The 14018-nt window shown below is 48.1% G+C and carries 11 protein-coding genes; 8 read left to right on the top strand and 3 right to left on the bottom strand.

The genetic code is table 11. The features are described 5' to 3' along the window. Positions 1–5 precede the first annotated feature (5 nt). The 3 genes from UNH61_RS10010 to UNH61_RS10000 form a co-directional block, all read right to left on the bottom strand. Positions 6–617, bottom strand: coding sequence for a sigma-70 family RNA polymerase sigma factor (locus UNH61_RS10010; RefSeq protein ID WP_326991957.1), 612 nt, complete (start codon positions 615–617; stop codon positions 6–8). 476 nt (positions 618–1093) lie between these two features. Beyond that, positions 1094–1366: a DUF4242 domain-containing protein gene (locus UNH61_RS10005; RefSeq protein WP_326991956.1), complete on the bottom strand. Its 273-nt coding sequence runs from the start codon at positions 1364–1366 to the stop codon at positions 1094–1096. A gap of 138 nt (positions 1367–1504) precedes the next feature. Beyond that, positions 1505–1795 (bottom strand): helix-hairpin-helix domain-containing protein, encoded by a 291-nt coding sequence (locus UNH61_RS10000; RefSeq protein WP_326991955.1) that lies wholly within the window; start codon positions 1793–1795, stop codon positions 1505–1507. Positions 1796–1919: 124 nt separating this feature from the next. Between UNH61_RS10000 and UNH61_RS09995 the strand changes: the two genes are divergently transcribed. The 8 genes from UNH61_RS09995 to UNH61_RS09960 all read left to right on the top strand — a co-directional run bounded on the left by UNH61_RS09995 (position 1920) and on the right by UNH61_RS09960 (position 14014). Continuing rightward, complete coding sequence (locus UNH61_RS09995; RefSeq protein WP_326991954.1) at positions 1920–2672, top strand: SDR family oxidoreductase; 753 nt, start codon at positions 1920–1922, stop codon at positions 2670–2672. 204 nt (positions 2673–2876) lie between these two features. Further along, positions 2877–4208 carry a TolC family protein gene (locus tag UNH61_RS09990; RefSeq protein WP_326991953.1) on the top strand — a complete coding sequence of 444 codons (1332 nt, stop codon included), beginning with the start codon at positions 2877–2879 and terminating at the stop codon, positions 4206–4208. Between the two features lie 2 nt (positions 4209–4210). Then, the gene (locus tag UNH61_RS09985; RefSeq protein WP_326991952.1) at positions 4211–5284 is read left to right on the top strand and encodes an HlyD family secretion protein; all 1074 of its coding nucleotides are present in this window, start codon (positions 4211–4213) and stop codon (positions 5282–5284) included. Then, on the top strand, positions 5277–6866 hold the full coding sequence (locus tag UNH61_RS09980) for a hypothetical protein (protein ID WP_326991951.1): 1590 nt from the start codon (positions 5277–5279) through the stop codon (positions 6864–6866). Before UNH61_RS09985 ends, UNH61_RS09980 begins: the two co-directional genes overlap by 8 nt. Before the next feature lie 64 nt (positions 6867–6930). Further along, complete coding sequence (locus UNH61_RS09975) at positions 6931–7722, top strand: AraC family transcriptional regulator (protein WP_326991950.1); 792 nt, start codon at positions 6931–6933, stop codon at positions 7720–7722. A gap of 44 nt (positions 7723–7766) precedes the next feature. Continuing rightward, entirely contained in the window at positions 7767–10640 is a 2874-nt protein-coding gene (locus UNH61_RS09970) for a DUF5107 domain-containing protein (RefSeq protein ID WP_326991949.1), read from the top strand. Positions 10641–10769: 129 nt separating this feature from the next. Then, positions 10770–11933, top strand: coding sequence for an iron-containing alcohol dehydrogenase (locus tag UNH61_RS09965; protein WP_326991948.1), 1164 nt, complete (start codon positions 10770–10772; stop codon positions 11931–11933). Positions 11934–12091: 158 nt separating this feature from the next. Beyond that, a complete protein-coding gene (locus UNH61_RS09960) occupies positions 12092–14014 on the top strand; it encodes a hypothetical protein (RefSeq protein WP_326991947.1) in 1923 nt (640 codons plus the stop codon). Positions 14015–14018 lie beyond the last annotated feature (4 nt).

Below are 14018 nucleotides of genomic sequence, written 5' to 3'. Positions count from 1 at the left end.
TTTTTTTATTTCCCGAGAAAAAGCAGCAGCAGTGGCAAAGGAACACTTTTCCGGAGGATAGCAATTGCTTTGGAGATGGTATTATAAACGGAGTCTACCTGCATAGACATTACCTCGGCCACCTCTGAGTAGTTAAGGTTTTGAAAGAAGCGCAGGTAGATAGCTTCCCGCTGGCGCCGGGAAAGGTTAGCAATGGCCTGGCGGAGCAATGCCTGTTGTTCGGCGGCGGTTTCGTGTTGGATCAGGTGGTTTTCGAGGGGCAGCGTGAATTCGAACTCAAAAGCTTCCCAGGAATCCTGATGATGATAGCGGCGGTCTTTGCGCAACGCGCGGAGTAACCGGCGCCGAAGGCTGCTGATCAGGTAGTAACGAATATTCCGAATCTGCGGTGTGAGATGCTCGCGGGCAAGCCAGAGATCCTGAAAGAGATCCTGCAAACAATCTTTTACCCGTTCCGCATCCTGGCAAAAATGCATACCGTAGTGATACAGGTCGTCGATATGGGTATCGTAGATCCGGGCAAAAGCGTGGCGATCGCCCTGTAAGAAGCGCTCCCATAGCGAAGCGTGGGAAGCCACTACCTGCAGCCCTGATTTGAAGGCTTTCCCTGAGTTCATATTATTCTGGTTGATATTATATTAAAGCTGGTTAAATATTTTGAGACTTGCAAATAATTTTTAAAAAGATAAATACGTCAGTGAGTTTCACCAGGATAAGCCAGCAACGCCAGCAATCCTACAAGATGCAGTACAATGATCGGCGAAATGATGCTATTTACTTTATCAGCAGTCATATAGGGATTAGTATGAATTTAGTAATAAAACACTAAAAGTATTCATCTACCTAAAATAAAAAAGGGGTGGCAAGACTACCTCCCCTTCCAATATTTTAACCATTTCTTATGAAAAACCTGATACAAAGGTATATATGCTATCAACATCTAAATTATCAATCTCGTGAACGACGGATTATTGTCTGTAAATGCAGGAAATACGACACCCTTAACCGGTTATTAACAAATTCGCCGGCTTATCAGGCACAGGGAGGCGGGCTGTAGTACTACAACCTCATGTGGCGCTGTTTACAATGGAAATTACTCTGCTGTAGTGGGGTCGATGACGGTCACCACTTCGCTCACGACATTAGCCGGAAATCCGCCCTGCCTGGCATGTTCAAGGACCATGTCGGCATCCGGCGCGATGTACACGCAATAGATCTTATTGCCGGTCACATAGCTGTGGATCCACTGTATCTGCGGACCGAGGTTGCGTAATACACCACAGGAAGTTTGGGAGATACTTTTTAGCTGTTCAGGAGATAATTTACCTGCATCAGGAATTTCACGTTCAATAACATACTTAGGCATATAAGACGATTTTAATTAGTTATTAAACTACAGGGATGTTTCAGCTTAATTGGGGGTATTTAACAGGATAAATTTACAGAAATAATCCTGAATAGAAATCAAGACAGTAGTGGATGACAGGGTATTTTCAGGCTATCCTTATTCACCGTAGGTTTTATCTTTCCAATACCACCAGTTTAGTTTCTGCGGCTCATGCTCTTTTTCCGTTGCAAAGTACACGGCGCAACGGAAGGTGTACAACATGCATATGTCGTGTTGCATACCTGTAACGGTATTCAGCTTATCGTATAATGTAGCCGGGTTACGCCCTCTGAGATCAGCTACTTCCCTGATTCCTATATTCCACAGATCCAGTGAACCCGCCTTTCCTATGCCTGGAATGGTTTGCAGCTGCTTCAGCGCTTTTTGTTTGTTGGTATCGTATTTCATATTGCTGATGCAATTTACCTAATTATCATGCAGCTGCTTCACCACGACTTACAAATTTGTGTGTTCAATACTATATGCAGTACCCGCTTTACTTTTACATCGGATTTAAAACTTCAGAAAAATCATGGATCTCTATTTAAAAGGAAAAACAGCGGTGGTAACAGGCGCCAGTCAGGGAATTGGTCGCGCTATTGTGAAACAACTTGCATTGGAAGGTGTGACAGTTTTTGCTACGGCCAGGAACAACGATCTGCTGAATAGTCTTAAAGAAGAAGTAACTGCGGCCGGAAGAACGACGCCCATTACATTTGTACAGGATTTCATGGCCGCAGATGCCGCTCAGCATATTGCAGCAGCCGCGTTGAATGCGCTGGGCCATGTGGATATTCTCGTCAACAATACGGGCCGCAGCCAACCGCTGGATATAACCGGAGCAGACGAAGCCTGGAATGATTCCCTCACGCTCGATTTCAACCGGCACCGTCAGTTAACGCAGGCGCTGCTGCCTCATATGATGGAACGCAAACAGGGCGCTATTCTGAATATTACGAGCACCTATGAGTTGGGGTCCATCAACGCCTCAGCAGTAGCCAAAGCAGCAACGGCAGTATGGGCCAAACAGCTCTCCGTACAGTTGGGTAAATACGGCATCAGGGTAAACAGCCTGCAGCCGGGTTTGATAGACACGAATAATATCCGCCGCTTTTTCCCGGGCGATGAGCGCAAAAAATTTGCAGACCAGGAAATTGCGTTGGGCGATTTCGGTACACCGGAAGATATGGCCAACATGGCCGTGTTTCTTGTATCTCCGCGGGCCAGTTACGTTACAGGAACAGTGGCAGTAGTGGATGGGGGGATGAGGAAATACCCGTTTTAAGAATTAGGAATAGGGAATGTGGAATGAAGAATGAAAGCGGAGATAGTAAACGCGAAGATCATATTCGCTACTATCACCGCTTTCATTCTTCATTCCACATTCCCTATTCTCAATTCTTTCTTTTGGCTGGAATCATCAAATAATTGGCTATTTAAGGAAAACTTCCAATACGGAGTACATCTACCTTTGCGCACAAAATAAATAATGTTGTATCGCTTGAAAGTGCCTGGTGTGATTGGTATCTTCATACTAATTGTAAATAGTTTAAACGCTCAAAACAAACCAGATACTGTTACTGCTGTTCCGTTATCCCTGTCTGAAATATGGGCTAAAGCAGATGCATACAGTAAGGTCATTAAAATACAGGCACTTAAAGTAGCCGCCAGTGAAAAAGAGATCAATGATGCCAAAGCAGCGGTGCTGCCGGAGCTATCTGTAAAAGGGAATCTGGAAAGGGCTTCCAATTTGCCGATGTATGAAAACGGCTTGCTGGAGCCGCCCACACAGCACAACATTATACACACGCGTTATAAAATAGGCAGCGAAGCTTATTTTAATCTCTACAACGGTAACAAAACCAATCTTAAGATCTCCGCCGAAAACACCCGCCACCAGCTTATCTCCGAGCAGCTGCATCTTTCTGCTGCTGATATACACCTGCGGGCCACCACCTACTATCTTGATATCCAGCAGCACCTGCAGTTTCGTGATCTCGTTGTGAAGAACATTGCCGAGCAGGAAAAGCAGCTGGCACAGATCAGGGATTTCCAAAAGAACGGAGTGGTACTAAACAGCGATGTACTGCGGGCTGAGCTCAAACTTTCCCGTCAGAAAATGCTGCTGGTACAACTGGAAAATGATATCACCATTGCCTCACAGAAACTGAATATACTGATAGGCGAAGCCACTAATTTCCGGGTACTGCCAGGTGAATCAACCGATACTCTTCCGCTGGAACCGGCTGAAACCTACGTTAATGCAGCGCTACAGCATTCTCATCAATATAAAATATCAGCACAGCAAACTACACTCAGTAAAATTAAAGTACAGGATATAAAAGGTAATCTGGCTCCCAAAGCGGGTTTATATGCGGAATACAATTACGCTTATCCTCAAACCATGCTTTATCCTTACGCCGCAGCACCATATGGCTTCGGCATCATAGGCATCAAAGCAGCATTCCCGGTATCGGGTTTCTATCATAACAAAAATAAGGTAGCCGCCGCACGCATAGAATTATCGCAGCAAACACTGGAACAACAGCACCTGGAAGAAGACTTACGGCAACAGATAAACGAAGCCAGGATCCGCTACGAGGAAGACCTTCAGCGTATTACCGTTGCAAGAGAAAACGTGGCGCAGGCCACAGAGAATTACAGGATCGTTACCAATACGTATGCTAATCAAACGGCTTTAATAACCGATCTGCTGGATGCGGATGTACAGCTGCTGCAAACAAAATTTGAACTCTCCGCCTCGCTGGTAGCAGCCAGGTTACAATATTATAAACTACAGTATATCATAGGAGATCTCTAAGCATGAACCAGTCGAAAAAATACATTGTTACCGACCGTATGGTCACAAAAATAACCGCCTGGATGGCAGGCATTATTGTACTGGTGCTGCTGGTATGGGGAGTCCGCTCGCTGCTAGTCATCTATAAGGCCGAACTCACCAACGATGCACAGGTACAGGAATACATCAATCCCGTTATTTCCCGTGCAGGCGGTTTTATCACCGATATACGTTTTGAAGAAAACCAGGAAGTACATAAGGGAGATACCTTACTGCTGATAGATAACCGTGAATACAAAATACAGGAAGAGCAGACTGCCGCTGCATTGAACCATTCATCGGCCCAGGTGGTGGTACTCGAGAGCAACATACAAACCCTCAAAAAAACGGCGCAGGTCAATAACTCGCAGATAGCAGTGGCCAAAGCTAAGCTGGAAAAGCAGCAGCTGGATTACGACCGCTACCAGCGCCTTTTTGAAACCGGATCTGCCACCAAACAGCAACTGGAGCATATAAAATCAGCATACGATATTGCCAATTCAGAGTACCAGGCAGCCCTGGATGCGTATCAGGCCTCGCTGGCGAAAGTCGGCGAGGCGGCTACGCAGCGCGGCGTTATCAATGCAGAAAGCAGGCGCTTATCGGCCCTGCTCGATCGTCACAGACTGGACGCCTCCTATACCGTCATACTGGCGCCTTACAACGGCCGGATGGGGCGCAGGACTATAGAAACAGGGCAAATGATCAACGCTGGCGAAACACTTGCTTACATCGTTAACAGCGAAACGGATAAATGGGTAGTAGCGAATTATAAAGAAACGCAGGTACGCAATATGAAAGTAGGCGACACGGCCGACATTGAAGCAGATGCCTATCCCGGCACCCGCTTTAAAGGTTGTATCATTTCATTATCGCCGGCCACCGGCTCCAGTTTTTCCCTCCTGCCTCCGGATAACACCACCGGCAACTACGTAAAAATAGTACAGCGTATTCCTGTACGCATCAGGCTTACTGACGCCAAAGCGATCACTGCACCGCTGAAAGCAGGTATGAACGTGAATGTCAGCATCCGCAAAAATCAATATCCGCATGGGTAAGCTCATTCCTTTATTCAAGCCCTGGGTACCGGAGTGGCTGATAAAACTGGTGCTGTTCATTGTGCTGTTACCCAGCCTGGTGCTGTTTTTCTTACCACTCGCCAACATAGCAGCAGCAGCGGGTTACAGTGGTATTGAACCGGCCGATGTTCAGTTTTCCGTAGTGATCTTTTATGCCGGCTATGTTAGTTTCTTCTCGCTGGAACAGCGTTTCTTCCGTTACCTGGCCACGAAGGAATATTTCTTCCTGATTACGTTCATACAGCTGATTACTTCTTTTATTTGTTTTACGACGACGCATTTATTAGTGTTACTGATTTGCAGATTCATTCAGGGAATGGCTTTTACGTGCACCGTAAACCTCTCCCTGGCGCTGATATTCAACCGGCTGAGAAGCGAGCGGGCAAGGGAAATCGGCTATGCTGTTTTTTTCGGAATGCTGATCTGCATTATCCCTTTTAATAATTTTGTTACGGCAGATGTGATCGACAACTTTAACTTCAATACCCTGTACAAATGCGCCATGTTCTCTTATATTCCCAGTCTGGTGCTGTTGGGAGTGATGATGAACAACATCCGGCTCAATGCTAAATTCCCGCTCTACCAGCTGGATTGGGCCAGCTTTGTGATCTATGCGGTGATACTTTGCCTCTTTGGTTTTATGATGGTATACGGGCAGCAATATTATTGGCTGGAAGATACTCGCTTGCTTTATGCCGTTCTGATAGCGGGTCTGCTGCTGATCATTTTTATTGTCAGGCAATTCAGCATGAAACGGCCTTACTTTCAGTTGCGTGTATTTGTATCCAGGAACTTCAAAGTGGGCCTGTTACTGCTTTTCATTCTGTATATATGCAGGTTTACTTCCAACATCGCGAATGCTTACTTCTCTACTGTACTTGGTTTAGACCCTATTCATATTTCCCATCTCATGCTGTTCAATATAGCCGGGATGGTATGCAGTATCATCATTTCCTGCGCCATGGTATTGCAGAAACATCCCATGCGCCGGATCTGGGCCATCGGCTTCGGTATGCTGCTCATCTATCATATCTGGATGTATACGTTATTCAGCAATGCAGCCAACGAAAATGTTTTCGTACTCCCGTTACTGTTACACGGACTGGGTATCGGCATGTTGATGACGCCGACTATTGTGTTTGTGGTGGCTTCCGTGCAGCCACAGATCAGCAGTTCCGCTGCCGGCATATGCCTGCTGGTGCGCTTCACAGGCTTCTGTTCGAGTATTGCGCTGATCAATTATTTTGAACTGTTTAGCAAAAGCAGCCACTATGCTACCTTTCAGGAGTCGCTCACCAGGCTGAACCCCGCCGCCAAAGCCCGCATCCTGCAGCAGACGCATGTTTTACTGAGTCATGGCGCCCAACCTGATAAAGCAGCTAAAATCTCCAGCCGGCTGCTGCTGAAATCGGTGAACGCGCAGGACCAGATACGGTTTGCGATGGATTACTTTGAAATGATCAGTGCCATGCTGGTTTTAACGTTATTACTGATCTTCCTGTTCCCCTATCTCAATAAAACAGTGTTATACCTGAAAAAAGGCCTGCCTGCCCCATTCTGAATGGATTTTGGCCAGCTTGGCAGTTGTTGTTAAATTGCATAAAATTTGATCATTCAGGCCATATATGAGTTTAATAGCTTCGCTGCCGGACATCGACCGGAAGCCCCGTTCAGTATATGTAATGCATGAAAAATCGGAGAAGCACATCCCTGTTCACCGGCATAAGAAAGGACAGTTATCTTATGTGGAAGGAGGGCTTGCCTATCTCAAAGTAAAGAGCAAAACGTACGTGATTCCCGCGCGTCATTATTTCTGGGTGCCTGCCGGGTTGGAACATGTGCTGACGGTAGGGCATTCGGGTACGGTATTAAGATCTATTTTTTTCTATACCTACGACGATGATAAAGACCCTTTCTATCAACAATTGGGCATTTATCCCATCTCCGATCTGTTATTACAGATGATTAAATATTCGGAAAAATGGGAACGACATATTACTTATCAAGACAGTGGTTACGCCTTTCTTTCCAATATCAAAAACCTTCTTCCTGAAATCAGTCAGCGGGTACTTCCAACGGCTTTACCCTCCACAGAGAATAAGCGTATGCGGGAGATTATGAAATATATAGATGTTAATATTTCAGAAGGCCATTCCCTGCAAAGCGTAAGCAGCCGGTTCGGCCTGAGCGAACGTTCACTCTCACGACTGTTTCAGTCGACCTTAGGTATTTCATTTCTCCAATACCTCAAACTGCTGCGAATGGTAAAGGCCTTTGAAATGATGCTGGAAAGCCGTTATTCCATGAGTGAAATCGCCTACTTTGTTGGCTACCAGAGTATTTCCGCCTTCAGTAATGCTTTTTATCAGTTCACTAATTTCAGGCCTTCGGATTTCAAATACCGGCAGGCGCATTAGGCCGGCGCATGGATTAATGATCTCTTTAGCGTATCTTCCTAAGCATGAAAAAAGCCATGTACCGCCTATTATGCCTGCTGCTGCTTCCGTTGCTATCAGCCGCGCAGCACGCAGCGTCTGTCAGGGAATATCAGAAAAACTACAAGACCTATCCTTTTTCTGATCCGGATCCTGTACCGGCACAGCGCATCTATCCCTATTTCCGTTTCGACGGCTTCACGGATCAGCCGGAGCAGCGGGAATGGAAGGTAGTGGAACTGGAAAATGATTATATCAAAGTGCTGATATTACCGGAGATAGGAGGTAAAATATGGACCGCCATTGATAAGAAGACTGGCAAGCCCTTTCTTTATGATAACGATGTGGTGAAATTCAGGGATATCGCGATGCGTGGCCCATGGACCAGCGGCGGTATTGAATCGAACTACGGTATTATAGGGCACACGCCCAACTGCGCTACACCGGTGGATTACCTGACGCGCAGGAATGCCGACAACAGCGTGAGTTGTTTCATCAGCACGCTGGATTTGCTGACAAGAACCAAATGGACTGTGGAGATCCGTTTGCCGGCCGACAAAGGCTATTTCCTTACCCGTTCCTTCTGGCATAACGGTACGCCGCTGGTACAGCCTTATTATTCCTGGGCGAACCTCGGTATCAAAACCGGGCCGGATCTGGAGTTGCTGTATCCCGGTACTAATTATATCGGTCATGATGGCAAGCCGGGAACATGGCCCCGGGAGCACGACCGGAACCTTTCCGTATACGCAGCAAACAATTTTGGCGCCGATAAATCCTATCATGTACTGGGCACGCACAGTAACTACTTTGGCGCCTACTGGCGTGGCGAAGATTTTGGTATGGTACATTATGCCAACCGGGAAGACAAGCTCGGGAAAAAAGTATTTCTCTGGGCCTTATCGGATCAGGGCAAAATATGGGAACGGCTGCTGACCGATAAAGCCGGCCAGTATTGTGAAATCCAGAGTGGGCGCCTGTTTAATCAGAACATGGAAAACAGCAGCCTCACTCCTTTCCGTCAGGTTGGCTTTCAGCCATATGCCAGCGACACCTGGGAAGAATACTGGTTCCCCTTTCGCGAAACAGGCGGTTTTACAGATGTTAGTTTGCATGGCGTGGTATACGCCCGCCAGGAAGGCCGGCAGCTCAATATAGCCGTTTCCCCACTGGAACGGCTAAACGATAGTTTAAAGGTATATGATGCCAGCGGGCGTCTTTTATACGGCAACAACGTACGGCTGTTACCGTTACAGGCTGCACATTACACCGTACCTCTGCCGGAAGGCGCCCAGGCAGCTACCGTAGTGCTGGCAGGCGCCACCACCGCTCTCGATACCGCCGATACGGAAAAACATCTCTCCCGGCCGCTGACAGGGCCTGAGGAATTTGATCAGCACAGCGCATACGGACATTACATGATGGGACGCGACCTGCTCCGGTTCAGGAATTATGCCGCGGGGGAAGCGAGGCTGCGCGCAGCATTGGCCATTGATCCGCATTTCGTACCCGCCCTTGTTGAAATGGCGTTTATACATTACCGTAAGATGGCGTATGATTCGGCTTTCGCCTGTGCAAAGCACGCCCTCTCCATTGACACCTACGATGCCGGGGCCAACTATTACTACGGCCTGGCAGCCGCCAGGCTCGGCAGGTACTACGATGCGCTGGACGGGCTGGAAGTGGCCACCCTTACCACACCGTTCCGGGATGCCGCCAATACAGAACTGGCACGGCTGTACCTGCTGAAGAACGATCCTGCAAAAGCGGGTTACTACGCCGTGAAAAGCTGCGCCAACAATCGTGGTAATATCAACGGGCTGCTGATTCAGGGCATAGCAGGGCGACAGCAGGGCCGGCGCCAGGAAGCTGCTGCTGCGTACGACAGCATCCTGGCACTGGACCCGCTCAATCACTTCGCCCGTTTCGAGCAATACCTGCTGCAGCCGGATGATAGCCACCGCAAAGCATTTCAGTCGCAAATCCGGAACGAACTGCCCCAGGAAACCTACCTCGAAATGGCGATCTGGTACTACAATACAGGCTTGCTGAAAGAAGCGCAGACATTGCTGGATCTGGCGCCGGCACAATCCGAAATCGCCTACTGGAAAGCCTACCTGCACCGTCGGGAGGCAGGCAACAGCGCCTTGCTAACGGCTGCGGACAGCAGCAATCCGGCACTGGTATTTCCTTTCCGCGAAGAGAGCGCTCCTGTGATGAAATGGGCAATGGAGGCCGGCAACAACTGGAAACCCCGCTATTACCTGGCGTTGATATACCTCTTCCGGAACGACAGTACACAAGCCCGGGAACTACTACAGGGCATTCCGGAATCAGTTAGCTTCGCGCCGCTCTATGCCTTACGTTCACGCTTATACGAAAATAATGAAACGGCTAAACGTCATGCTGACATTGCCCGCAGCGCTACACTGGCTCCCGGGGAATGGCGTTATGGCAAAATGCTCACGGAGCAGCTGATAACAGAAAACGCCTATGCCGATGCGTTGAAAACAATTACTCCTTACCACCAGCGATCACCGAAACGTTACATCACCACCATGCTCTATGCCCGCTGCCTCGTACTGAACAAACGCAACACAGCAGCAGAGAAAGTACTGGCCGATGTTAATGTACTTCCGTACGAAGGCGCCCAGGAAGGGCATCATCTTTACAGGAAAGTAAAACTACTGCTGGCACTGGACGCTTTGGACAAAAAGCGCTACGCTCCTGCTTTGCAGAAAATAAACGAAGCCCGGCAGTGGCCTTTAAATCTGGGCGCCGGAGCACCCTATAATGCAAAGGAACAGGAACAACTGGAAGACGCATTGCAGCGGTATGCCGACGCTAAAGAAAACGGATCGTTGCAGGAGCTGAGACAGCAGGTAGAAAACTTGCGTTAGAATTAAGAATAGGGAATGTGGAATGAAGAATGAAAGCGGAGATAGTAAACGCAAATTTGATCTCCGCGTTTACTATCTCCGCTTTCATTCTTCATTCCACATTCCCTATTCTTAATTATCTTTGTATATATGGTAAACTTTGATTTATATAACCCTACGAGGCTGGTGTTTGGTAAAGGACAGATGGCCCGGCTAAAAGAGCTGGTTCCCCGCACAGCCCGGATCATACTGGTTTATGGCGGTGGCAGTATATTTAAAAACGGTGTTTACGACCAGGTGAAAGCAGCACTGGAAGGATTTAATATTGTTGAGTTTGGTGGGATTGAGCCCAATCCCCATTACGAAACACTGATGAAAGCGGTGGACATAATACGGCAACAGCAACTGGATTTTATCCTGGCTGTTGGTGGTGGTTCTGTAATTGACGGCGCCAAGTTCATCTCGGCAGCTGTAAAATTCGAGGGCGATCCTAAAGAGATCCTGCTTAAAAGGATGTCGATCAGGGAAAATGCAGTGCCTTTTGGTACAGTACTAACCATTCCTGCTACCGGCAGCGAAATGAATTCGGGCGCTGTGGTGACCATAGCCGCTACGCAGGAGAAACTGGCCTTCGGAGGCCCTGCCCTGTTCCCGGCTTTCTCGATATGTGATCCTACGGTGATCACTTCTCTGCCTAAGCGTCAGCTGGAAAACGGTGTGGTAGACGCTTTTACGCATGTCATGGAGCAGTACCTTACTTATCCGACAGCTGCTTACCTGCAGGACAGGTTTGCGGAAAGTATCCTGCAAACACTGATTGAAGTAGGCCCTGAAGTGGTGGAACATCCGGACGATTATGCACTGGCATCCAATTTCATGTGGAGCTGTACCATGGCCCTGAATGGCCTGATACAAAAAGGCGTACCCACCGATTGGGCTACCCATATGATCGGTCATGAGCTGACAGCCCTCTATGGCATTGACCATGCGCGCACCCTGGCCATCATTGGTCCTAATCTGTACAAGGTGTTGTTTGATGCCAAGAAAGATAAGCTGGTACAATACGGCCGCCGTGTCTGGAACATCAGTGGCAGCGATACAGATACCATAGCACGGGAAGCCATCCGGAAAACGGAAGCATTCCTCGATCAGATGGGCATGAACAGGAAGCTTTCTTCCTACACACCCGACTTTGCCAAAACAGCCGCTATTATTGTAGACCGCTTCCAGCAAAGAGGCTGGACCAAACTGGGAGAAAACGGTATCGTAACACCGGATAAAGTAAAAGAGATAGTAGAGTTAAGCTATAACTGATAGTTTTTACGGAGATATAAATAAAACAGCTTGCATTTAACCATACCAAACTGTATTTTGGTTACAACTAAATTCCACATCACACCTACACCAGCCTGCTGTGCCTGATCCCGAAAGTTGTGGCACCGTAAACAGAGGATGGTTAACACTCTGCAAGCATGAAGCTACCGTATCGTTTTCTGAGCCTGCTGGCGATAGCAGGCATCCTACAAACCACTCATGTAATAGCACAATCCCAGCCCATTGCCTGTATTGGCAACGGCCGGCTGGCGATATACGAAAACAAGGCCGATATCATACAGGCCTTTGGTCCGCCGTACAGTGCTCCATCTGTGCTGGACATGCAGCTGAATGGCCATCTGGCGGTCACTTCCCGTCGGGAAAAAGGCACGGCTATCTGGCAACATGAATTGTACCGCGATGGTAAAAAGATCGCTACCCTCACCGATTTTGTTGCCGACAGCCTGCCTTGTTTTATCAGGAAGATACAATGCACGGAACCGGTGAGCTTCCGTATCGGCAGGCCGGTGGCCACACCCGCTTTTGTGAATAGTAATACTTATAAAGATGATATGACGGGTAGTGCCATCTTACTAAAAACACCTCCGGGCACCTTTGTATATGGCAAATACCCCATGATACTGGAAAGCTGTCACCAGCTACTGGTAAAAGGGCATGCCAGGCTGAGCGACAGTTCATTGGAATGCACACCCGGAGAAACTACGTTCATGATCTGCGGAGGCCCCTCTTACCCGGAGTGTGTCAATAATACTAAAGCTGTATTAAGACAGGAAACCGCCACGTTACTGGAAGCATCCCGGAAGTACTGGCAGAACTTTAGTTCCGGCCGGATCCCTTTCAACGACAGGTTCCCGGCTAACGTTCCCTTGCGGGAGAAGCTTTTAGAGGAAATTGATGATGTGGCTATCATCATCAAAACGCAGCAAAGTGTTGAAGGCGCGGTATTGGCCGGGCATAACTACCACCTGGGCTACATACGTGATCAGTATGGCGTATCCAGGTGTTTGCTGAAGCTGGGTTATTACAAAGAAGCCAAAGCCATTCTTGATTTTTATTTCAGGATATGGCAGCAAAAGGGCGTGCTGCATAATGCGCAGGGCATCGGCATGGATGCGTTTCATATACATGAGAACGACGAAGTAGAAATAACCGGATATCTTATCATCCAGGCTTTCGATTATTACAACAAAACCAGGGATGCGTCCTTCCTCCGGAAGATCCTGCCCATGCTGGAATGGGCCTGGCAGTGCCAGACAAAAAACCTGGTGAAGCATATGCTGCCGTTCAACGGAGATGAAACCTATGTAGCTGGTGGCATCCTGCCCCGGACTACGCTGATGGATGGTTCGGCCGAAGCTACGTTGCTGTTTATTACAGGTGGTGAGTTGTTGTTAGACTGGGTACACCAGCAGCATCTCTGGCCCGCTGCCACCATTGCTGCCGGCAATAAAATTTTACAGGAAACAAAAGCACATTATGCCGCCAATTTCCTGGACAACGGGAAACTACTGACCAACAACCCGCTTCGCATGAATAATGAAACCTATCCGCCTTTCCGTCATGGTGTTTGTGAAGGAATCGGCGGACCGGGATGCGAGTACTTCGGCTGGACGCAGCGGACTTCGGCCAACAGGTACCTGTGTGCTCATTGCTTTGCTACCAGAAGCCTGCCGCCTGCAAAGCCGGAAAAATTTTATATCCCTTCAGTTAGCCTTGTACCTTTTTATATAAACGTGAAAAGCCTGTCACAGCAACAGATGGCGGCGTTTGTAAAAGATGTGGCAGCCACGTATCAGGCTACAGGATATTTTCCATCCAGTCCGGTACAGAAAGATCGTATTGTAGGATATGATTACGGCCTTTTTCTTTATTCACTCACACGCATCAATCATCCGCTGAAAGCGGAGATCTACAAACAAATGATGGAAGTACCAGATGAAACCGGGGCGTGGGTGGAATACTATGAAAATAATCAGCCTATGGGAACGCGTTGCAGGCCCTGGGAAAGCGGCATTAACCTGGAGGCAGCGATCGACTTTGCAGAGCGGTATCAGCCCTGATCGC

Source organism: Chitinophaga sp. 180180018-3, assembly GCF_037893185.1.
GTDB lineage: Bacteria > Bacteroidota > Bacteroidia > Chitinophagales > Chitinophagaceae > Chitinophaga.
Note: the sequence above shows the minus strand (reverse complement) of the source record. Positions and strands in the feature narration are given on the sequence as shown.